At 66.4% G+C, this 22,505-nt stretch carries 18 protein-coding genes; 9 read left to right on the forward strand and 9 right to left on the reverse strand.

The genetic code is table 11. From position 1 onward, the window contains the following. The first annotated feature begins 8 nt into the window (after positions 1 to 8). Positions 9 to 449, forward strand: coding sequence for a DUF1801 domain-containing protein (locus tag C8E99_RS11815; protein WP_115932456.1), 441 nt, complete (start codon positions 9 to 11; stop codon positions 447 to 449). A gap of 150 nt (positions 450 to 599) precedes the next feature. Here C8E99_RS11815 and rplI read toward each other — a convergent pair whose 3' ends face one another. From rplI to C8E99_RS11845, 6 genes are all read right to left on the reverse strand, one after another. Beyond that, positions 600 to 1,064, reverse strand: a complete 465-nt coding sequence (gene rplI, locus C8E99_RS11820; protein ID WP_115932457.1) for a 50S ribosomal protein L9 — start codon at positions 1,062 to 1,064, stop codon at positions 600 to 602. Between the two features lie 31 nt (positions 1,065 to 1,095). Then, entirely contained in the window at positions 1,096 to 1,335 is a 240-nt protein-coding gene (gene rpsR, locus C8E99_RS11825) for a 30S ribosomal protein S18 (protein ID WP_010144869.1), read from the reverse strand. A 201-nt stretch (positions 1,336 to 1,536) separates the two neighbouring features. Further along, positions 1,537 to 2,115, reverse strand: coding sequence for a single-stranded DNA-binding protein (locus tag C8E99_RS11830; RefSeq protein ID WP_115932458.1), 579 nt, complete (start codon positions 2,113 to 2,115; stop codon positions 1,537 to 1,539). Between the two features lie 88 nt (positions 2,116 to 2,203). Next, positions 2,204 to 2,518: a 30S ribosomal protein S6 gene (gene rpsF, locus C8E99_RS11835; RefSeq protein WP_115932459.1), complete on the reverse strand. Its 315-nt coding sequence runs from the start codon at positions 2,516 to 2,518 to the stop codon at positions 2,204 to 2,206. 255 nt (positions 2,519 to 2,773) lie between these two features. Next, complete coding sequence (locus C8E99_RS11840; RefSeq protein WP_115932460.1) at positions 2,774 to 4,222, reverse strand: M18 family aminopeptidase; 1,449 nt, start codon at positions 4,220 to 4,222, stop codon at positions 2,774 to 2,776. Between the two features lie 4 nt (positions 4,223 to 4,226). After that, on the reverse strand, positions 4,227 to 5,828 hold the full coding sequence (locus C8E99_RS11845) for a glycosyltransferase family 87 protein (protein ID WP_245952303.1): 1,602 nt from the start codon (positions 5,826 to 5,828) through the stop codon (positions 4,227 to 4,229). A gap of 258 nt (positions 5,829 to 6,086) precedes the next feature. Here C8E99_RS11845 and C8E99_RS11850 point away from each other — a divergent pair, with 258 nt between their 5' ends. The 3 genes from C8E99_RS11850 (at position 6,087) to C8E99_RS11860 (ending at position 9,837) form a co-directional block, all read left to right on the forward strand. Further along, entirely contained in the window at positions 6,087 to 7,172 is a 1,086-nt protein-coding gene (locus tag C8E99_RS11850) for an inositol-3-phosphate synthase (RefSeq protein ID WP_115932461.1), read from the forward strand. A 607-nt stretch (positions 7,173 to 7,779) separates the two neighbouring features. Continuing rightward, entirely contained in the window at positions 7,780 to 7,941 is a 162-nt protein-coding gene (locus C8E99_RS15930) for a hypothetical protein (protein WP_170144596.1), read from the forward strand. A 162-nt stretch (positions 7,942 to 8,103) separates the two neighbouring features. Continuing rightward, positions 8,104 to 9,837 carry a formate--tetrahydrofolate ligase gene (locus C8E99_RS11860; RefSeq protein ID WP_115932463.1) on the forward strand — a complete coding sequence of 578 codons (1,734 nt, stop codon included), beginning with the start codon at positions 8,104 to 8,106 and terminating at the stop codon, positions 9,835 to 9,837. Between the two features lie 99 nt (positions 9,838 to 9,936). On the opposite strand, the gene C8E99_RS11865 is transcribed toward C8E99_RS11860, so the two are convergent. Continuing rightward, complete coding sequence (locus C8E99_RS11865) at positions 9,937 to 11,589, reverse strand: tRNA nucleotidyltransferase/poly(A) polymerase-related protein (protein WP_115932464.1); 1,653 nt, start codon at positions 11,587 to 11,589, stop codon at positions 9,937 to 9,939. A gap of 105 nt (positions 11,590 to 11,694) precedes the next feature. On the opposite strand from C8E99_RS11865, the gene C8E99_RS11870 reads away from it, so the two are divergent. The 5 genes from C8E99_RS11870 to trxA all read left to right on the forward strand — a co-directional run bounded on the left by C8E99_RS11870 (position 11,695) and on the right by trxA (position 17,918). Next, a complete protein-coding gene (locus C8E99_RS11870; protein ID WP_115932465.1) occupies positions 11,695 to 12,288 on the forward strand; it encodes an NUDIX hydrolase in 594 nt (197 codons plus the stop codon). Next, positions 12,285 to 14,198: a murein biosynthesis integral membrane protein MurJ gene (gene murJ, locus C8E99_RS11875; protein WP_245952304.1), complete on the forward strand. Its 1,914-nt coding sequence runs from the start codon at positions 12,285 to 12,287 to the stop codon at positions 14,196 to 14,198. The genes C8E99_RS11870 and murJ overlap by 4 nt, the downstream gene beginning before the upstream one ends. A gap of 181 nt (positions 14,199 to 14,379) precedes the next feature. Continuing rightward, positions 14,380 to 16,308, forward strand: a complete 1,929-nt coding sequence (locus C8E99_RS11880) for a hypothetical protein (protein WP_147301229.1) — start codon at positions 14,380 to 14,382, stop codon at positions 16,306 to 16,308. Between the two features lie 240 nt (positions 16,309 to 16,548). Beyond that, on the forward strand, positions 16,549 to 17,523 hold the full coding sequence (trxB, locus tag C8E99_RS11885) for a thioredoxin-disulfide reductase (protein ID WP_115932467.1): 975 nt from the start codon (positions 16,549 to 16,551) through the stop codon (positions 17,521 to 17,523). 71 nt (positions 17,524 to 17,594) lie between these two features. Next, positions 17,595 to 17,918 carry a thioredoxin gene (trxA, locus tag C8E99_RS11890; protein WP_115932468.1) on the forward strand — a complete coding sequence of 108 codons (324 nt, stop codon included), beginning with the start codon at positions 17,595 to 17,597 and terminating at the stop codon, positions 17,916 to 17,918. A gap of 108 nt (positions 17,919 to 18,026) precedes the next feature. On the opposite strand, the gene C8E99_RS11895 is transcribed toward trxA, so the two are convergent. Then, positions 18,027 to 19,190 (reverse strand): ParB/RepB/Spo0J family partition protein, encoded by a 1,164-nt coding sequence (locus tag C8E99_RS11895; RefSeq protein WP_115933448.1) that lies wholly within the window; start codon positions 19,188 to 19,190, stop codon positions 18,027 to 18,029. A gap of 2,353 nt (positions 19,191 to 21,543) precedes the next feature. Further along, entirely contained in the window at positions 21,544 to 22,443 is a 900-nt protein-coding gene (locus C8E99_RS11900; protein ID WP_147301230.1) for a ParA family protein, read from the reverse strand. Positions 22,444 to 22,505: the final 62 nt, after the last annotated feature.

Raw genomic sequence — 22,505 nt, forward strand, 5'->3', positions numbered from 1 at the left:
ATAGACGCATGGCCGGCTATGAGAACAAGACGAAACCCACTCAGACTCCTGTCGAGGAGTTCATCGCGCACGTGGAGCACCCCGTCCGCCGTGCCGATGCCCAGGTCTTGGACGAGATGTTCCGACGCGTCACCGCAGAGGTGCCCGTCATGTGGGGTCCAACCATGGTCGGTTACGGCAGCTACCACTACGAGTATGAGTCTGGGCACCGAGGTGATGCCCTCGCCGTCGGCTTCGCCCCGCGGAAGGCCAGCCAGTCCCTGTACGGCCTCCTGGTGCAGCCGGAGGCCCCCGAGTTGCTGTCCAGGCTCGGCAAGCACAAGGTCGGCAAGGGGTGCCTCTACATCAACACACTGGCGGACGTGGACGTGCAGGTCCTGGAGGAACTCATGCAGACGGGTTACCGACACATGACAGAGGTGGTCGATCAGCCCCGTAGCGAGGGCTGACGCAGAGCGGGGAGCACGGGCGCGGAAACGAACCCGGTTAAATGCCGCGGCCGGTCGGTTCCCCGGGGGGACCCGACCGGCCGCAGTCCACAAGGACCAAGGTCGACTAGAGAGTCAGTCCTTCAGTCACTTCTGAAGTTACTTCTACAGCTACTTCTTCTTTGTCTTGGCTCCGACGACGTCCAGGTCGATCACGGCCAGGACATCCTCGTGCAGACGTGCGTGAGCCTGGAACCGGCCGGTCGCCTTGATGGCGGACGGCAGGGTCACGACGCGCTTGTCGATGCTGCCGCGGCCTGCGGCCTCGACGGCGTCAGCCACGTCGGCGGCCTTGACGGCGCCGAACAGGCGGCCGCCCTCACCGGCGGTGACCTCGAGCTTGACCGCGGACGCCTGGAGCTGTGCAGCCAGGGCCTGGGCCTCCTCGAGGGACTTCACGGCGCGGATCTGGCGGGCAGTCTTGATCGACTCGACCTGCTTCTCCCCGCCCTTGGTCCACAGGGTCGCGAAACCGCGCGGCAGCAGGTAGTTGCGGGCGTAGCCGTTCTTGACGTCGACGACGTCACCGGCGGAGCCCAGGCCAGTCACTTCCTGGGTCAGAATGAGCTTTGCCATCTGGTATCTGTTCCTTCCTCGACTCGGTCGATCAGCCGCGGCCAGCGCCGGAGTAAGGAAGCAGGGCAACCTCACGGGCGTTCTTGATGGCCTGGGCGATCTTGCGCTGCTCCTGCACGGTCACGCCGGTCACGCGACGCGCGCGGATCTTGCCGCGGTCGGAGATGAACTTGCGCAGCAGTGCAACGTCCTTGTAGTCGATGACGGTGATGTCAGCGGCCTTCAGGGGGTTGGACTTTGGTTTGGGCTTACGGATTTCAGCCTTCGCCATCGTGGTGCTCCTTCGATATTCGGGAGCCCGCAGAACGGTTCTGCGGGATGGGATCGCAGGTGGCGAGCCACCTGCTGTGCCGTGCGGGAAACGGTTCCCGACGACGTCCGGTCAGTCAGTGCCCGAGGGCACCGGAGGCCGGTGGCGGGCCTGGTGGACACCAGTCCCTGGATGATGCGGTGTGGGGCGGGGAACCCGGGATCAGAACGGAGGTTCGTCGTTGCCCGGGGTCTCCCAGGATCCGGCGGAGGTGGAGGAACCACCCCACGGATCGCTCTGCTGGCCGCCTCCGGCGCCCCAGCCGGCGTTGCCGCCGCCCTGGCTACCGGTGTTGCCACCCTGGTTGAAGCCGCCGCCACCCTGGCCGCCGCCGAAGCCACCACCGGAGTTGCCGCCGAAGCCGCCACCGCCGGAGCGATTGGACTTGGTGACCTTGGCGGTGGCGTAGCGCAGCGAGGGACCGATCTCATCGACGTCCAGCTCGTACGACGTACGCTTCTCGCCCTCACGGGTCTCGTAGCTCCGGGCCTTCAGCCGGCCCTGGGCGACCACGCGGGTGCCCTTGGTCAGCGATTCGGCCACGTTCTCCGCCGCCTCACGCCAGATCGACGCGCGGAGGAACAGGGTCTCCCCGTCCTTCCACTCGTTGGACTGGCGGTCGAACGTTCGAGGGGTGGAGGCGATGGTGAAGTTCGCCACGGCAGCACCCGAGGGGGTGAACCGCAGTTCCGGATCGGACGTCAGGTTTCCAACAACGGTGATGACGGTTTCTCCGGCCATGATGCCTCCTGTAGTGCCTTACGTCCGTGCCGTTCGGCGGTGATATCGGCGTGGGTGTGCGGCTTCCCGGGGGATGCCAACACGGAAATTACTCTGCGGTCTCCGCGGAGATCTTCTGCTCTTCCGGGCGAGTGATCTTGGTGCGGAGGATGGTCTCGTTCAGACCCAGCAGTCGGTCCAGTTCCTTGGAGGTCTCCGGGGAACTGGTGAAGTTGATGACCGCGTAGATGGCCTCAGCCTTCTTCTGGATCTCGTAGGACAGGCGGCGCCGGCCCCAGAGATCGAACTTGTCCACGGAGCCGCCGTCCTTGGTGACGACCTCCAGGTACTTCTGCAGGGTCGGTTCAACGGTGCGCTCATCCACTTCGGGATCAACCAGCACCATCAGTTCATATGCACGCATGCGAACCCACCTCCTTTGGGCTGACGGTCACGGGACTTCCGTAACAGGAGGTTCTGTGCGATGGTTCTGCGCGGAGTCCGTCATGGGACGGCACGCAGAAAACCTTGGCTATCCTACCCTGTGCCCGCGCTGTCCGCGAACCAGAATCGAAGCGGATCGATCCCAGTCTCACCCGCTTCGGCCCGCCGGCACCAGGCCCGGCCGCAGCACTGTGGACAACGCACCGCACCCCAGCCCGCGGTGCAGTGGTGTGGATCAGACGCCCTCGTAGAAGGCGGTGACGGCCCCGGCCAGCCGCGCCGGATCGTCGGCGCCGCACATCTCGCGGGCCGAGTGCATGGACAACAGCCCGATGCCCACGTCCACGGTCCGGATGCCCAGCCGGGTCGCGGAGATCGGGCCGATCGTGGAACCGCATGGCACGCCGTTGTTGGACACGAACTCCTGGAACGGCACCCCAGCCACCCCGCACCAGCGGGCGAAGGCAGCAGCCCCGGCGGCATCGGTGGAATACCGCTGGTTGGCGTTGATCTTCAGCAGCGGGCCGCCGTTGGGCCGGGGGTGGTTCACCGGGTCATGCCGTTCGGCATAGTTCGGGTGGACCAGGTGCCCGGCATCCGCTGAGAGCAGCCAGGAGCCCGCGAACGACCGTGCGGCCCCCTGGCCGGAGACGCCCAGGGCGTCCAGCACCCGGCGCAGCACGTCCTCCAACACGGGCCCGGCGGCACCGGAGCGGGAAGCGGAGCCGAGCTCTTCGTGGTCGAAGGCGGCCAGCACGGGGATCACGGGTGCCCCGGCCGATTCACCGGTCACGCCGTCCGCCACCACACCCCCCACGTTTTCAGTCGACTTGGGGTGGGTGTTTCCGTCCGGGACCCACCCCAAGTCGACTGAAAGTGAATGTGGGGTAGACAGAGATTCCATCGCCACCAGCCCGGCGTGGACGGAGGACAGATTGTCCAGTCGTCCGGAGGCGAAGAGCTCGCCCGAGGCGCCGAACACTCCGGGCGCCTGGGTATCGGCCATCACGACGTCGAAGCCGGCCACCTCGTCCGCCTCCAGTCCCGCGGTGCGTGCCAGGACGGCAAGGATGTCGGTCGGCAGGTCCGAGGTCCGGCCGCCGGCGTCTCCCACCGCCGCGGCGCCCCAGACGGGATTCAGGTGCTGCTGACGGTCGAGCTTCAAGCCGCTGTTGACCTCGCGGTCCAGGTGGATGGCCAGTTGCGGGAACCGGGCGATCGGCCCAGTGCGGACTAGGTGTTCCCCTCCGTCCACGGTCACCATGCGGCCGGCGAAGCACAGTTCGCGGTCCAGCCAGGAGTTCAGCAGAGGTCCGCCGTAGACCTCGACTCCGGCCTGCAGCCAGCCCTCGCGAGACGTGGACGGCTTCGGCTTGAGCTTGAAGGACGGCGAATCGGTGTGCGCCCCGAGGATCCGGAACACCGGGGTGGAGGTGACCTGGCCGGCATCGGGAATCCTCCAGGCCATCACGGCACCGTCCCGGACCAGCACGTACCCGCCGGGCTCCGCCGGGAAGTCCACTGCCTCGTTCACGCGGACATATCCGGCGGCCTCCAGCCGGCGGGCCACCTCGGCGGCGGCGTGGTAGCTCGAGGGACTGGCCATCACGAAGTCGGCCAGGTCCTGCAGGTACTCGGGCAGGTCAGGGGTCAGGCGGGGTGAGTCGGTGTCCGGTGCGGTCATGGCCCTACCGTACTGGGGCGTGGGCCTTGAGCAGCCAGGGTGCCCGGTCGGGGGCATCGTCGTAGAGCCCTCCCAACGGGTCGTCCACGGGGAGCCTGCGAGCTTCGGAGGGGTCGAAGCCGAGCGATTCCAGCCGGGCGGCGGCCGCCACCCGCCCCTGTCCGGCGTTTCCAGTCCGCCAGATCCGCCCGCCGGGGAGGGAGGCCCGTACCGGGTCCTCCCAGGGATTCAGCATCTGCTCCACCACCCGGAACATCAGGTAGGCGGTGGCGGCCATGTGGCCGAGGATGGCCAGCACGTAGAACGTGTCGTCCAGGGAGTGCTGGACCTCTGAGCCGGAGGCCCCCTTCGCCAGGTACATCCAGATGGCCCAGAAATGCAGGACCTCCAGGAACTGCCAGATCAGGAAGTCGCGCCAGCGCGGGGCGGCGAGCGCCGCCAGGGGGATGAGCCAGATGACGAACTGGGGTGAGTACACCTTGTTGCACAGCACGAACGCGGCCACGATCAGAAAGGTCAGGTGGGCCACCCGTGGCCGGTAACGGCACAGGACGCCCAGGGCGAAGATGGCACAGCAACAGGCGAAGAAGGCACCGTAGGCCAGCAGGGACAGTTGCTCGGCGTTGATGGTCGGCCCGCCGATCTTGCCCATGGTGACGTCCCACGCATGCCAGATCGAGCTCAGTCCCGGGCCACGCTCCCCGGAGAAGGTGAAGAACACACTCCACGCCTGGACGTTGCCGATCATCATGGGCAGGTTGACCGCCAGCCAGGCCGCCACAGTACCCAGTGCGGCCCAGAGGAACGGCGCCCACTTCAGGGAGCGGACCGCCAGGATGAGCAAGGCACCGAGGATCAGCAGCGGGTAGAGCTTCATGGCGGCACCGAGGCCGAAGAAGATCCCGGCCAGCAGGGGCCTGCGGCCTCCGAACAGCCACATCCCCACCGCCAGCAGCGCGACCGCCCACAGGTCCCAGTTCACGGAGCCGGCCAGGATGATGCCCGGGGCCACGGCCACCATGAGTGCGTCCCAGGGCCGCCGTCCGGCGGACTTGGCCGTGACCACCACGGTGATGATCCACAACACCGCGGTGAACACGAAGTTCACGTCCCAGTAGGCCAGCGAGGGGTTGAGGTCCGAGAACGGCAGTGTCTGGGAGATCACCGCCGCGATCGAGGCCACCACGGACATCAGCACCGGGTACTCAAAGCTCGCGCCCGCGGCAAAGGGGGCGAACGGGTCCTCCGCGAAGCCGCGGCCGCCGTAGAGGGCTGACCAGTCCGAGTAGCAGCCGGCGTAGTACACGGTGGGCTGACCCCAGCCGCTCAGCCGGCAGGGGGACTTCAACAGGACGGCGACGATCGCCGAGAGGGTGGTCAGCAGGATCAGGACCCGCATCGGGGTGAAGAACGTGCCCGTCATCCGCCCGGGGACGGTGTGCCGGCCGACCGGTCCACCGAGCAGCTCTCGCATCCGGCGCACCAGGCCGTCCGCGCGGGACGGGACGGAGGCCGGGAGCGGGCGGCCGGCGTCGTGACCTCCGGGGATGGTGGACGGGGCGGCCCCGGCCTTCCGCGGGCCGGGGGCCGGGGTGCGCAGGCTCATGGGCTCCATCCTACGGAGGGCCGGCCCGGTCCCGACAGGCAACTGGGAACGGCCGGGAGCCGAGGACGGGAATAGCAAGGATCCCCGCACGGTTGGACACGATGCCGTCCACGGACGTCATCCAGCGTAAAGTGGATGGGGTTGTGCCGCGCCCACTCGGGTCGGCGGCACCCACCAGCGTTGAGTCCCGTCATGCGGGACCCGGTCCGCCGCGCCCAGCGTGCGGCCCCAGGACCATCAGGACAACAAGGAGTACCGGTGTCTAAGAACCCGATTCGTGTGGCCATTGCGGGCGTGGGAAACTGCGCCACCTCGCTGATCCAGGGGGTGGAGTACTACCGCAACGCCTCCGTGGACGAGAAGGTCCCCGGACTCATGCACGTGAAGTTCGGCGACTATCACGTGGATGACCTCGAGTTCGTGGCCGCCTTCGACGTGGACGCCAAGAAGGTCGGCGTGGAGCTCTCCGAGGCCCTGACCGCCTCCGAGAACAACACCATCAAGATCGCCGACGTCCCCGCCACCCAGGTGACCGTGCAGCGCGGCCCCACCCTGGACGGTCTCGGGAAGTACTACCGCGAGACCATCGAGGAGTCGGACGCCGAGCCGGTCGACGTGGTCCAGATCCTCAAGGACACCCAGGCCGACGTCATCGTCTGCTACCTCCCGGTCGGCTCGGAGGAGGCGGCCAAGTTCTACGCCCAGGCCGCCATCGACGCGAAGGTCGCGTTCGTCAACGCGCTGCCCGTCTTCATTGCGGGCACCCCGGCCTGGGCCGAGAAGTTCACCTCCGCCGGCGTGCCGATCGTGGGCGATGACATCAAGTCCCAGATCGGCGCCACCATCACCCACCGCGTGATGGCCAAGCTCTTCGAGGATCGCGGCGTCACCCTGGACCGCACCTACCAGCTGAACGTCGGCGGCAACATGGACTTCAAGAACATGCTCGAGCGCGAGCGCCTGGAGTCCAAGAAGATCTCGAAGACACAAGCCGTCACCTCCAACACCTCCGCGAAGCTCGGCGAGGATGACGTCCACATCGGCCCCTCGGACTACGTGTCCTGGCTGGATGACCGCAAGTGGGCCTTCGTCCGCCTCGAGGGCCGCAACTTCGGCGACGCCCCCGTCTCCCTCGAGTACAAGCTCGAGGTCTGGGACTCCCCGAACTCCGCCGGCGTCATCATCGACGCCGTCCGTGCGGCCAAGATCGCCCTGGACCGCGGCATCGGCGGGCCGATCCTCTCGGCCTCGTCCTACTTCATGAAGTCCCCGCCGGTCCAGCACCATGACGATGAGGCCCACGAGCTCGTGGAGGCCTTCATCCGCGGCGAGATCGAGCGCTGAGCCCTCGCCCTTCTGCTCAACCCACTGCTCAACTGGCGGACGAGACCGCACCCTTTTCCGGCGTTGAACCAGGAGAATCGGTGCGATCTCGACCGCCAGTTTTTTGTGGCTGCTGAAACTACCCTCCGGTAGGGGTGTCGCACGCCACAGGTCAGGTGCTAATCTCCAGTGGTGCCCTGATCCGTGAGGATTCGGCGCGCTTCCTTGTCGGCTTTTCCGCTTTTCATCGGCGGACAGACTCATCTGAAGGAGGTGGGGAAATTGATGATTTATGGAAATGACTCTGAGAACGGTGGCTACACCGCGTCCGGCGTCCATCTGGCCTGGCCAGGAGTCGCCGCCATTCATCTGTCCGACCCCGCCTCCGCGCTGACCGCAACCAGCTGAGCTTCCCCTTCCCGGGCCCTTCCCGTCCTGGAAGAACCGTAGAGCAGGACTCCTTTCCAGACCTGTCTGGTGGACGTCCCCTGAGCCGCTTGCCCATCGCTGAGGCCCCCGACCAAGGGAACCCCAGCCATGTCCATCCATCTCCCCACAAGGCTCTCCACACAGCACACCACCGATCCTGACCGGACCCCCTTCAGTCACGGGAAGGGGGTGACAGCACGTGAGTGAGCACTTCGATGACCACCGCGGCAAACGCCGGCGGTCCGGCAAGCAGCGCTTCGGGACCATCTTCCGCCCGGCACCCTTCCTGCCTGACCAGGAACGGTCCCCGAGCCGGGACGACATCCCCTTGCCGCCGGACTTCATCATCTTTCCCCGGTGACCAGCATCCACCGACCCGCATCTGGCGGTCGACGGATACCTCGGATCGGCCCCCGCGGCCCGTTCGAGGTCATCCATCGGCCGCCAGTCTCGTGACCAGGGCAGACCGGGGTAGGGCAGGGCCCGTTCCCCACTCCGCAACGCCTATGCGAGGATCACCCCCATGAACGACGCCGAGATCTCCGCGGCCGCGACGCTCGAACCGGTGGCGGACGTCGCCCACCGGGCCGGGATCCCCGCCGACGCGCTCATCCCCTACGGGCACTACATGGCCAAGGTGGACACCCGCCGCCTCCCGGAGCCCCCCGCCACGCCCGGCAGGGTCGTTCTGGTCACCGGCATCAGCCCGACGCCGGCCGGTGAGGGCAAATCGACCGTCACCGTCGGCCTCACGGACGGCCTGAACCTCCTGTCGCAGGCCGAGGACGCCCCGGTAGACTGGGCCGGCAGGACCGCGATCGCCGCACTCCGTGAGCCGTCCCTGGGCCCCGTGTTCGGCATGAAGGGCGGCGCCACCGGCGGCGGGTACGCGCAGGTGGTACCGATGGAGAACATTAACCTGCACTTCACGGGCGACTTCCACGCCATCACCGCGGCGCACAACCTGCTCTGCGCCCTCGTGGACAACCACCTGCACCGGGGCAATGCCCTCGGCCTCGATCCCCGCACCATCTCGATCAAGCGGGCACTGGACACGAATGACCGCGCCCTCCGTGAGACGATCATCGGCCTCGGCGGTCGTTCCGAAGGGGTCCCCCGGGAGAACGGTTTCGAGATCACGGTGGCCACCGAGACCATGGCGGTGTTCTGCCTGGCCACCGATCTCGAGGACCTCAAGGACCGGTTGTCCCGCATGATCATCGGCCGGACCCGGGATCAGCGGCCGGTCACGGTCGGGGACCTGGGCCCGAACGGCGCGCAGGGGGCCATGGCGGTGCTGCTCAAGGACGCGCTCCGCCCCAACCTCGTGCAGACCCTGGGCGGTTCGGCCGCCTTCGTCCACGGCGGGCCCTTCGCCAACATCGCGCACGGGGCCAACTCCATCACCGCCACCAACACCGCCCGGAGGCTGTCCGACGTGGTGGTCACCGAGGCCGGCTTCGGCGCGGACCTGGGCGGTCAGAAGTTCATGGACATCACCTCCGTGGCCGGAGGATTCCCGCCGGCGGCCAGCGTCATCGTCGCCACGGTGCGGGCACTCAAACTCAACGGCGGGATGGCCCTGCAGGAGCTGGACCGGAACACCGGGGACGCGGAACAGCAGCACCTCGAGGCCCTGGAGGCCGGCGTCGCGAACCTGGCCCGGCACATCGAGAACATGGCCGCCTACGGGGTTCCCGTGGTCGTGGCCATCAACCGCTTCCCCCAGGACACCGAAGCTGAACTGGACTGGCTCACCGCCTGGTGCGCGCGCCGGGGCGTGCCCGCCGCGGTGGCCGAGGTCTGGGCCCGCGGCGGGGCGGGCGCCCTGGACGTGGCCCGCCGGCTCCTCGAGGTCCTACCGTCCGAAAAGGCGGGCTCCGGCTGGCATTCCCTCTGGACCGAGAACATGACGGTCGCGGACCGGATCGAGGCCGTGGTGACCCAGATCTACGGCGGATCCGCCGTGGAGTACGCGCCCGCCGCCGCCCAGCAGCTCGTCCAACTGGCCGAGGAGGGCTGGGACCACCTGCCCGTGTGCATGGCCAAGACCCAGTACTCGTTCACTGACGACCCGGCGGTGCTGGGGGCGCCCAGCGACTTCACCGTCCTGGTGCGTGAGCTCCTGCTGCGGCCGGGTGCCGGCTTCGTGGTCGCCCTGACCGGGGCGGTCATGACCATGCCCGGGCTGCCGAAGGAGCCGGCGGCCGACTTCATGGACGTGGACGCGGACGGCAACGTCACCGGGCTGTTCTGACCTGCGCCCCGGAGTGACGAGCACGCTCGCCGGTGGGTTCCTCGGCGCGCCTCGACATCCGTCGTGATCGCAACTCCGAACGCCGTTCGGGGAGTCGGCTCAGGAGGACGACTCCGGCTGCTCGGCCCACCAGCGCAACAGCTCGGCCGTGGCCGTCTCCTCGTCGTGCGGCCCCTCGTCGAGGCGGTACTCCAGCAGGTGTTTGTAGGCGCGCCCCACCACGGGCCCGGGCTTGATGCCTAGAATCTGCATGACCTGGGATCCGTCCAGGTCCGGACGCACCGCCTGGAGCTCCTCCTTCTCGGCGATCTCCACCATGCGACGTTCCAGGTCGTCATACGCGAACGCCAGCCGCTCGGCCTTCCGGCGGTTGCGCGTGGTGACGTCCGAGCGGGTCAGGGCGTGAAGTCGCGGCAGCACCGGGCCGGCGTCGTTGACATACCGACGAACAGCCGAATCCGTCCAGCCGGCGTCACCGTAGCCGTAGAACCTCATGTGCAGCTCGACCAGCCGGGCCACCGCCTTGATCGTGTCGTTGTCGAACTTCAGCGCGCGCATCCGCTGCTTGACCAGCTTGGCCCCCACCACGTCGTGGTGCCGGAAGGTGACCGCACCGTTCGGTTCGAAGCGCCGGGTCGCCGGCTTGCCGACGTCGTGCATCAACGCCGCGAAGCGCAGGACGAAGTCCGGTGCGGGAGCATAGGTGCCCGACGGCGGCGCGAACCGTTCCGTCTCCGCCTCGCCATCGCTATCCTCGCCTGTCCCGGCTGTCTCGGCACCCGGCGCCTCCGGGTGCTCCGCCGCCCACTGCTCCTCGAGCTCGGCGGGATACTCATGGCCCATCGCCTGTTCCAGAACCGTCAGCGAGTGTTCGTAGACGTCCTTGTGGCGGTGGTGCTCGTCCGTCTCCAGCTTCAGGGCCGGCAGCTCGGGCAGCACGTGCTCGGCCAGGCCGGTGTCCACGAGCAGGTTGAGGCCGGGCCGCGGATGGGAACCGTTGACCAGCTTGACCAACTCGTCCCGGACGCGTTCGGCAGAAATGATCGTGATCCGCTCTGCCATGGCGGTCATGGCCTCCACCACGGAGGGGTCCACGCCGATGCCCAGCTGGGAGGCGAACCGGGCGGCCCGCATCATCCGCAGGGGATCATCGGAGAAGGAATCCTCAGGGGTGCCGGGCGTGCGCAGCCGTCCGGCCGCCAGGTCCTTGACCCCGCCGAACAGGTCCACGAGTTCCAGGGAGGGCAACCGGATGGCCATCGCGTTGACGGTGAAATCGCGGCGCAGCAGGTCCTCGTCGAGGGAGTCCCCGAAGGCGACCTGCGGCTTGCGGGAGTCGCGGTCGTACTTCTCGGCGCGGTACGTGGTGACCTCGAGTTGCCACCCACCCTTCGAGAAGCCGATGGTGCCGAACTTCCGGCCGATGTCCCAGTGCGCATCCGCCCATTTCCGGGCGATCCTCAGGGTGGTGTCCGGATCAGCGTCAGTGGTGAAGTCCAGGTCCGGGGACACCCGGCCGAGGAACAGGTCACGGACTGGGCCGCCCACCAGGGACAGCTCGTGTCCAGCGGCCTCGAACAGCCGGCCCAGTTCCAGCACCACGGGGGGCAGGCCGGCACCGGTCGGGAACCCCACGGGCAAGGCGACGAGGTCGGTTTGGTCAACGAGGTCGGCTAGGCCGGTGCCGGGGGGCTGGACGCCGGCGGTGGCGGGCGTGCCGGGCGAAGGAGAGGAGGGGGCGGTGGGATTCATCGTGTGCTTAAGGGTGCCAGATCCGGGGGCCAGGTGAGGACAGCCGGGGTGCGGACTCCGGTGTTGCCGGATGCGGTTCCGGTTCGGCCCGCTACAGTGGAATGCATGGCTCACCCCGTTCCGAGCGCCCCCAAGCGCACTCCGCTCACCGCATCGGTGGGCCGGCGTGTGCCCCGGCGCCCGGGACAACCGGGCACGCCCGGCGAGTCGGCGCAGAGCTCTCTGCCCACGGTGGAGGAGATCTCCGCCGGCGGACTGGTGGTGCGCCGGTTCGGCGGCCGGCTCGAGGTCGCCATCATCGCCCGCTACAACCGCGGCGGCCGGCTGGAGTGGTGCCTGCCCAAGGGCCATCCGGAGGGCGTCGAGACCCACGGCGAGGCGGCCATCCGTGAGGTCGAGGAGGAGACTGGGATCGCCGGGCACATCCTGGCGTCTCTGGGATCCATCGACTACTGGTTCACCGTGTCCAGTCACCGCGTGCATAAGACCGTGCACCACTACCTGCTGCAGGCCACCGGTGGCGAGCTGACCACGGAGAACGACCCGGACCATGAGGCCGTGGACGTGGCCTGGGTCGGCCTGGACGTGCTCAACGCCAAGCTGTCCTTCCCGAACGAACGCCGGATTGTGGACCTCGCGCGCGACGTGCTCCCCGAGTATGAGGGCAGGTTCCCGGACCTGTCGGACTCCGAGCGGTGAAGAACACCCCCACCACGACTCCGGAGACCCCGGACCGCGGCGATTCCCCCGGTCCGCGGCGCCCCGGCACCGTGCCCCCACGCCGTCCCGGGAGCACCGCCCGCCCTCCTGCTTCGGTTCCCGCCCCTGATCCCGCTCCTGTCTCCGCGTCCGACCCTGGTTCCGCCTCAGCCTCCGTCACGGCCTCCGCCGCTGCCCCCTCCGAGGCTGAGAGCACGGCGAAGTCCAGTGCCATCATGGCCGCAGGCACCCTGGTGTCCCGCATCCTCGGCTTCGTCCGCACGGCCCTGCTCACGGTGGCCATCGGTTCGACCGCCATGGCCGCGGACATCTTCGAGTCCGCGAACACGATCCCGAACATCATCTACATGCTGCTGGCCGGCGGCGTGTTCAACGTGGTGCTGGTCCCACAACTCATCAAGGCGGCGAAGAAGCCGGACAAGGGCTCCGACTACACCTCGAGGCTGATCACCCTCGCGGTGCTGGTCATGGCCGCGGCCACCCTGGTCATCACGCTCGCGGCCGCCCCCATCATGGTGGCGCTGACGAGCAACTGGTCCCCGGCGATGCTGAGCCTGGGCACGGCGTTCGCGCTCTGGACCTTCCCGCAGATCTTCTTCTACGGCGTGTACGCGGTGCTGGGGCAGGTCCTCAACGCCAACGGCCGTTTCGGCGCGTACATGTGGGCCCCGGTGGCCAACAACGTGGTGGCGATCGGTGTCATCGGCCTCTACCTCGCCATGTTCGGCTCCTACCAGGCTGGCGGGGATCAGCTGGCGGAGTGGACCACCGGCCAGACGGTTCTGTTGGCTGGCGGACACACCCTGGGGATCGTGGTCCAGGCCCTCGTGCTGTTCGTCCCGCTGAGCCGGCTCGGGCTGGGGCTGAAGCTGAAGTTCGGCTGGAAGGGCATGGGACTGCGGTCCACGGGCAGGCTCGCCGGCTACACCCTCGTGACCATGATGGCCGGCAACGTCGTGAACCTGTTGGTCGCCCGCCTGGTCTCCGGGGCCACCGAGGCCCGTGCTTCCCTGGGTGAGGCCAGCGCGTCCGGCGGGCCGTTCGAAGGGCTGGACCCCGCCGTCGTCGAGGCTTCGATTCCCGGTCTCATGGCGCTGAACATCGCCCAGCTGATCACCGTGCTGCCACATTCGGTGTTCGTCCTGTCCCTGGCCACCGTGCTGTTCAACCAGCTTGCTCGGTCCCTGCACCGGGACGATGTCCCGGAGGCCCTGGCCACCATCAGCCGGGGCCTGCGGAACTTCGCGGTCCCGATGATGTTCTCCACGGTCGTGGTGCTCGTCCTCGCCGGGCCGCTGGGACGCGTCTTCGCCGGTTCCTCGGAGACCGCTGCGGCGTCCGCTGTGGCCATCGGGCAGCTGCTCATCCTGCTGGCGCTGGGGATGCCGTTCCGCTCGGCCCACATCTACCTCATGCGCCTGTTCTATGCGGCCGAGAATGCGCGGATCCCCATGCTGTTACAGGTCGGGACCGCGGCCTTCACGCTGGTCATCGCCTACGTGGCCTCGATCTTCATGCCCAGTTGGGCCATGGCCTACCTCATGGTCTCCGTGTTCACCCTCCTGCACGTGGCCCAGTTCGTCGCCGCCCACGTGCTGGTGCGCCGCCACTACGGGGACTACGGTGCCGGCGAGGTCCTGGACACCTACCTGCGCACCGGCGTGGCCGCCGTTGTCTCCGGAGTGGCCGGCGGACTGGTGCTGTGGCTGATCGGCGGCTACTCCGGCGGGTTCCCCTGGTCCACGATCATCACCGCCCTGGTGAGCTGCGCCGTCGTCGGGCTGGTCATGCTGTTGGTGTACTTTGTGATGCTCCGCGCCATGCGTCTGCCCGAGCTGACCGAGTTCCTGGGGCCGCTGGCCCGGAGAATCCCCGGGTTGGCCCGGTAATTTCCTGGCCTGCCGTCCGGCGGTTCACCGCGCGCCAACCCGCCGTCGGCCGTAGCATGGACCCGACCGCACCCGGGTCCGCCGTGGCCGGCCACTGCCCGCAGTGGCGCCAGAGGCACCCCCGTCCACCTGGACGGCCATACCCAACCGTTGGCCCGGGCCACCGACCTGGAGGAACACCGTGCCGCAGCCCATTGAAGAGGGAATGGTCCTCGGAGGCCGATACCTCGTCACCGGACATGTGCTGACGTCAGCCGATCAGGACATGGTGCTGGACGGCCGCGACCAAGTCCTGAACCGTGATGTCTCCATCCTGGTCGCCTCCTCCGCGCATGCCTCCCAGGTAGCCGCCTCCGCCCGCGAACTCGCCACCGGTGAGCGCCAGGGCACCATCCAGGTCCTCGACCTCGGCCTCAGCGAGGGCCGCACCTACCTGATCGCCGGCGGCAACCCGGCGCCCGAAGACCTGCTGGACATGACCCGTGAGCAGCAGGTCTACGTGGAGCCCTTCTACACGGACACCCTCGGCTCGGAGATCTTCGGCGAGGCCCGCACCTACGAGCCGCAGGTCTACGAGGACGACGAGGAGTACTACGAGGAGCTGGACGACGGCTATACCGGGCCGGAGACAGAGACACGCCGCCCCAAGTTCCTGCGCGGCATCTCCGACCGCCTGAGCCAGCGGCTCGGCTCGGATGACGCTGCCAAGGACGCCGTGGACGGCAGGGCTGCTGCCGGCGCAGTCGGTGCCGGTGCTGCCGGCGCTGCAGCTACGAGGAACGCCCAGGGGCACGACGACGGCGCTCGGCACGAGCACGATCCGTACCGTTCCGCGGTGCTCCGCACCGATGAGACGCCCCTGCCGGAAACCGTCAGCGACTCTGACTGGACCGGTGCCCAGGACGAGGTCACCGTCACGTCCTCGGCTGCCGATCGGAACGTTGCTGCGACCTCCGCATCGCCCGTGGTGGGGTCCGCATCCGATGAAGAGCGCGACGAACCGTCCCGAGATGCCTCCGACCTCGGCCGCTCCGAGGACACGGGCGAGGTGACGGGCGAGATGACCGGTGAGACCCCCACGGCCGCCGTCGGCTCCCCGGCCATCGGCCGGCACAGTCCCAAGCCGGGGCGGGAGCCGCACCAGCGCGCTGCTGAGCGGCCCAAGGTCACGCTTTGGGACGACGCCCCCTACGAGCCCTCCCGCAACGATCAGGCCGGTGCGGCCGGTGAGTCCCACTCCGACGACCGCCGCGGTGCCGGTGTGCTCGGGGCCGGCGTCACTGGCGCTGGGTTGGCTGCCGGTGCGGGCTCTGGTTCTGGCTCTGCCGGGGCTGGGGCTGGGGCCGGGGGAGGCTCCCATGGTGGGTCGGCAGGCGGCCCTGGCCGTCACCCGGACGTTGACCACGGCGATGACGATGACTATCCCGAGTTCGACGACTACGAGGAGCACGACGAGGACGACAAGCCGCGGGGCGCCCGCTGGCTGGTCGGCGGAATCCTGGTCCTGCTGCTCATTCTCGGAGCGGTGTTCGCCTTCAACATCCTGGACAACAATCGCAATCCGGAGGCCGGAGGGGGCGAATCGAGCACTCCGGGGTCCTCGCCAGCCGAGTCCTCGCAGGAGCAGACCCAGGACTCACAACTGCCGGAACCGGCCATCGTCTCGGCCACCCGCGTGGTGCCGGACGACGACGGTCTCAGTGCGGAGACGGACTCCACCCTGCCCAATGCCATCGACGGCAATCCCGCCACGGCCTGGCAGACCTACACCTTCGCCCAGCCGGCCTTCGGCGGTTACGCCTCCAGCATGGCCCTGGTGATCGAGCTGGAGGAGCCCAGCGCGGTCTCCCAGGTGGACATCACCCAGAACAACGGCAGCGGCGGATCGTTCTCGGTGCTGCTGAGCGATACCCCGGAGATCGACGACGCCCGGCAGATCGCCGAGGGCTCCCTCACCGGACCCGAGGTCAGTGTGCCGATCCCCGCCGAGGACGGCAGCCCCGCGGAGGCACAGTACGTGATCATCAACTTCACCGAACTGCCTGAGCTCTCCAACGCCACCTCCAACCGGCCCTACGGCCTGAGGATCGCCGAGGTCGAGGTCAACTGACCAGGGACTGAGGGCCGGGCTCGCGCCCTCCGCTGGGCGGAAGACGCGCCTCTGCCCCCTGTGGACCCCGCCTAGGATGGTGGAAGCGTTGGCCCGGCTGTCCCCAGGCCGTCCAGGTGACGAGGGGCCGTCGAGGTCATGCCAGGACATCTGATGGTCGGGAACAGGCTTGGAATAGGTTTCTGCCGGGGGGTGTTCCACCGTTAACAGTTCCAGTTGCCTACCCCTGAAGGAATCACCGTGACCGAGGCTCCAGAGTCCACCGACGTCGTCCGGGACGTCGTCATCATCGGATCGGGCCCGGCGGGCTACACCGCCGCCATCTACGCTGCACGCGCGAACCTGAATCCCCTCGTGGTCGCCGGGTCAGTGACCGCCGGCGGTGAGTTGATGAACACCACCGATGTGGAGAACTTCCCAGGATTCCCCGAGGGCATCCTCGGTCCGGAACTGATGGGCCACCTCGAACAGCAGGCCACCCGGTTCGGCGCTGAAGTCCAGTATGAGGACGTCGTGGCGGTGGACCTGAAGGCCTCTCCAAAGGTCGTCACTCTCGGCAACGGCTCTGAATACCAGGCCCACGCGGTGGTCCTGTCCACAGGGTCGGCCTACCGAGAGCTCGGAGTGGAGGGCGAGAAGCGCTTCTCCGGCCATGGCGTGAGCTGGTGCGCCACATGTGACGGATTCTTCTTCCGCGACCAGAACATCGCCGTGGTGGGCGGTGGCGACTCCGCCATGGAGGAGGCACTGTTCCTCACCAAGTTCGCGTCCAAGGTGACGGTGATCCACCGCCGTGATGACCTGCGTGCCTCGAAGACCATGGCTGACCGGGCTTTGGCGCACGAGAAGATCGAGTTCATCTGGGACACCGAGGTCACCGGCCTCGATGGCGAGGAGAAGCTCAAGACCCTGCATCTGCGCAACTTGAAGTCCGGCGAGGAGACCACCCTCGACGTCACCGGCCTGTTCGTGGCCATCGGATCGGATCCCCGGACCGATCTCGTCAAGGACCAGGTCGAGCTCAATGCGGACGGCACGGTCCGGATCGACCACCCCAGCACCCGCACGTCGCTTCCCGGTGTCTTCGCGGCCGGGGATGTCACCGACCCGACCTATCGTCAGGCCATCACCGCCGCCGGCAGCGGATGCATCGCCGCCCAGGACGTCGAGCATTACCTTGCGGACGTCAAGGAACTGGTTGCGGCAGCCGGCTAGGCCGCCGGACCACACAGACCTGAATACCGGCCCCCTGCCGGCATTCCAAACCAAACCCACCAGGAGGAACCATGAGCACCATTGACGTCACCGACCAGGACTTCCAGGACAAGGTCCTGAACTCGGACAAGCCCGTCATCGTCGACTTCTGGGCAGAATGGTGCGGTCCCTGCCGCATGCTGAGCCCCATCCTCGAGGAGATGGCCGCCGAACATGCTGACAAGATCACCGTGGCCAAGCTCAATGTCGATGACAACCCACAGGCAGCCTCCAACTACGGCATCACCAGCATTCCCGCAGTGATGGTGTTCCAGGGGGGCGAAAAGGTCGCCACCTCCATCGGCGCCAAGCCCAAGCAGGTGCTGGAGACTGAGTTCGCCGAGTACCTCAAGTGACCATTAGCCACTGACTACTGTGGCAAGAAGGGTCCCGCTCCAGCCGGAGGGGGACCCTTCTTGGTTTAAGGCATGTACTGATTGGCGTTTGTCAGTGTCTACCGACGCTTAGGCACGTGCACTGTTGGCGCCTGACTGATCGATCAGGCCCATAATCCTATTGAGGTCGTCCACCGACGCGAAGTCAATGGCGATCTTGCCCTTACGGGCTCCCAGGGTGATCTTCACCGTGGTGTCCAGACGATCCGTCAGGGAATTCGCCAGGTAGTCCAACCGTTCGTGCCGATCGCTCCTCGGAGCACGGCTCTTCGGCTTCACCTGACGGACGCCATCCTGAAGTGAGACGAGCTCCTCGGTCGCCCTCACTGATAGTCCTTCCGAGACCACCTTCTGCGCCAGACGCTCCATTTCGGCCGGATCTACCAGGGCGAGAAGTGCACGAGCATGGCCTGCGGAAAGGACGCCGGACGCCACCCGGCGCTGCACCAACGGGGGTAGTCTCAGCAGCCGCAGCGTGTTCGTGATCTGCGGCCGGGACCGTCCGATGCGGGAGGACAGCTCCTCCTGGGTGCAGTTGAAGTCCTCAAGGAGCTGCTCGTAGGCGGCAGCCTCTTCGAGGGGATTCAACTGGCTCCGGTGCAGGTTCTCCAAGAGGGCATCCCGGAGCAGGTCCGTGTCTGCCGTATGCCGCACAATGGCGGGGATCTCGGCCAGACCCGCGCGTTGCGAAGCGCGCCACCGCCGTTCACCCATGACGAGCTCAAAGGGAGAGGGTCCCTCAACGGGGCGCACCACAATGGGCTGGAGCACTCCCACCTCGGCAATGGACGCCACCAACTCATCCATGTCGTCCTCATCGAACACCTCACGAGGCTGACGTGGATTGGGGTGGATGTCCCCCGTCGGGATCGTTCTCAGCTCTGCGTCGCCGACAGCGCCATGGTGCCGTACCTGAGCCCGTACCTGGTCGCTTTCATCCGTCCCAGTCTCTCCCTGAGTTTCCTTGAACTCAACCTTTTCCGGCTGTGCCGCCTGAGCATAGCCTTCTAGGGGAGCGGCCTCGGCTGCCACTCCCGCGATGCCAACGGACTTCATGGCCGGCATCGTGGGGCGCGACTTCACCTTTCGGCCAGTCGTCGCCACATCGGTCGCATCGGTGGCGTCTGAGGCAGGAGACGAATCAGACACATCACCAGCATCAGCGATACGCCGATCGGGGAAGAAGACGTCAACCGGACGCCGTGTTTCACGTGCAACCGGAGTGCGAGCCACATCGGGTCTGCGGACCCCGAGATACCTACTCGTGAGGTCCGTCCGGTCGAAACGACCGTTGGTCTCCTGGTCGGCAGAGGGTGGCTCAGAAGTGACCTGCTCGCCCGCCCAGTCCACAGTCGCCGCTTCATCCGGGGCAACTATCGGTTCCGTCGACTGCGTGCTCGAGCCCTCGGAATGGCTGCCACGGAGGGGAACCTGCTCCGCACGCCGATCTGCGGTTGATTCGACAGGACCTGAGTCCGCCGGGTCAGGGCGAACCTCCGAATCCTCGAGCGCCGCCTCTGGAGCGGGGGCTTCTTCTTCGGAGCTCGTGTTCTGAATCAGTGCCTCTAGTCCTCTACCAAGACCGCGTCGGTTCTTCTTCACGCATACTCCTTAGATCGCGCCCAGCATCGAGTTCCAGTCTACTGCCGTTTCACGTGAAACCAGATTCCCGGATGTCGTCGTGCCCCGCCAAACCGTCCGGACATTCAGCATCGAATTTGGATTCCCGTGTCGGGTTGTCGATCGAGGTCATAAGGAGGCAGTTGATTTCGGCACTTGTCTCGACGCCATTCGGAGCGCACCATTCGAGATATTGATGAGAACGTGCGTCAGAACGACGAAGAGTTCGTTCGGACATGAGGATCTCGCTGACCAATCTTGCCTGTTTCACGTGAAATGCCCGCCGACGGCGCCATTCATCTACTACGCCCCCAACTACGTTTCACGTGGAACGGATGCCCAGTGCAACGTGGGCATCCGCCCCATGCGCCGACGGTAGCTCGGTGTCGACCCGCCTCAAAGGGCGCATCTGGGGCGCCGACCGCGGAGGAGGCGGGTCAGGCCACATCTAGTCGCAGCGAACTGCACAGTTGGCCACAGGCCATGGAGTCGGGCACCCTAACAGAACCAATGTCCCGATACCCGGGCCTGCCGACACCCAGTACGACATGGCCCATATAGCGTTGGCGTCCCACGGCCAGCGGGGCTCGCAGGGGTGCCCACAAGACGGTCAGAGCGGGCTGTTGGGGCACGGCGAACCAACGCCCACAGCGTGATCCAATCTCGTCTGCATCGTGTATCCACGTCGGACACATCCAGGAATGCATTGTCCCTCGGTAGAAGGATGAGGAGCCTCGAGAACATGCGCCCGCATCAGTTGAGCAGATGGCGCGGTCTGTCGTGATCTGCCCGCCGACTCAAGCCAGCGCCCAGTTCAAGTGGCATCAGGGATCTGGTGGGGCAGTCTCACTGCGTTTCACGTGAAACCACGCTAACCTGGGCAAACACTCGCAGCTAGATCAGGGTTCCACGTGAAACGCTCCGGAAACTGAGGCCAAGAGTGTTGCCTTAGCTTCACGTGCAACGACGAGGCCTTACGCGTTCCCGAGTCCGGAGTCCCTACTCCCGCGTCTGTGCCTTAGCTACCAAAGAGCCGGCGCATTCGTACAGGCCACCCTTGGCCTCGATCTCTTTCGAACGACACGGATGAAGAAGATGGATGCGAAGACTCATTGGTATGCAACCCGGCGTCGCGTTCCGCCCGGGCTACCGCTCCCAACTATTCGCCACTCAACTCGTCGGATGACACGCAACAAATCCCACCTTAATCGCCAACTGCGTTTCACGTGGAACAAAGATGCGGAGTTGGCATGCTCATCACTACAAACTCATCACCACCGACCGGTTGGGACGGCCACTCGATAATGCGCACCATCCACATCACCACGTGGTCGTGTCCACCGAGGACCACCATTGGAGTACGTCAGCAAACCCGTCTTGTTCGATGAACAGTTCTACACGCCCCAATTGATGCCGTTCTGGCCTCATCGCCTGGTTCAGACAAAGGCCGGATAGGGCTACTGCGCCATTCTCCACGCCATATCCTCAGCGGACTCTCTCCACAGATGTCTCATCCAACACGGCTACGAATAGAACACGTTCCATCTAGCAACGGGCTGGGCCTAGCTGTTTCACGTGAAACGGCATTCATGAGACCAGAACAATCTCAGACCTAGGCACCCTGCCGCCCTGCCAGCACTCCCAAACTGGATGGCTTTCGAACACGAGGACCCCGGGCATGGGGAATACCAGTACCGTACGTCGCCGCGGACGAGAATGGCCGGCTTTCGTGGAGGCGACATTGAGGAGACACATGGGACCGAATCTAGCGGGCCCTTGCCCCATGTGCGTCGGCCAGTCAAACTCGAAGTAGGCGATTCCACGTAACCGTTTCACGTGAAACAGCCCTGGGTACTGGCTGCCTCCCGGCGTTCAGCGTCACTCAGCCTCGTCAGACGTCGGAGAACAACACGACATCAACCATAAGCAGTTTCTTTAGCCGACGTCGCTCGTCGGCAGAGCGGAATCAGATACCGGCCGCGTGTCCACGGTCAGCGATCTCCACAGCCGCTTCCCGGTAGGACAATGCACCAGCAGACTGAGGATCATAGGTGAGCACCGTCTGCTGGAAGCTTGGAGCCTCGGAGATGCGAACGTTGCGGGGAATCACGGTCTTGAGGACCTCGTCCGGGAAATGCTCACGAACCTCGTCAGCAACCTGGGTCGCCAAGTTGGTGCGTCCGTCGTACATGGTCAGGATGATCGTGGACACCTTGAGAGACGAGTTCAGGTGCTTCTGGATCATCCGAATGTTGTTGAGCAGCTGAGAGAGCCCCTCCAGCGCGTAGTACTCGGTCTGAATGGGGATGAGAACTTCACTTGCTGCCACGAAGGCATTGACGGTGAGCAGGCCAAGGCTCGGAGGACAATCAATGAAGACATAGTCGAGCCGCGGAAGTCCCTGCTTCTCCCGGTAGGAGAAGTACTCCTTCAGCGCGCGAGACAGGCGTTGTTCACGCGCAACGAGGGAGACCAGCTCGATCTCTGCTCCGGCCAGGTCGATCGTAGCCGGAGCCACCACCAGCCCCTCTACATCCGGGCAGGGCTTGACCACATCAGCCATGGGCAGTTCGTCAATGAGGACATCGTAGACACTGTCCACATCCGAATTGTGGGGGATGGCCAGCGCCGTGGAGGCGTTGCCCTGGGGATCGATGTCAACGACCAGGACCTGCATTCCCGCTCGCGCCAGGGCTGCCGAGAGGTTGACCGTCGTGGTGGTCTTGCCGACACCGCCCTTCTGATTGGACACGGTGACGATGCGCGTTTCACTCGGCGTGGGCAGCTTGCGACCCTTCAGCTTGTCCCGTCTACGGTTCTCTTGGGCCAGTTCGCGGGCCAAGGGCGTCTCGATGTCATCCGCCACGGACGAGTCCACGGTACTGACGGTTTCCCGTGAAACTTCCGACTCATTAGTCAATGAGAACA

The sequence above is a fragment of the Citricoccus muralis genome, from assembly GCF_003386075.1.
Classification (GTDB): Bacteria; Actinomycetota; Actinomycetes; order Actinomycetales; family Micrococcaceae; genus Citricoccus; species Citricoccus muralis.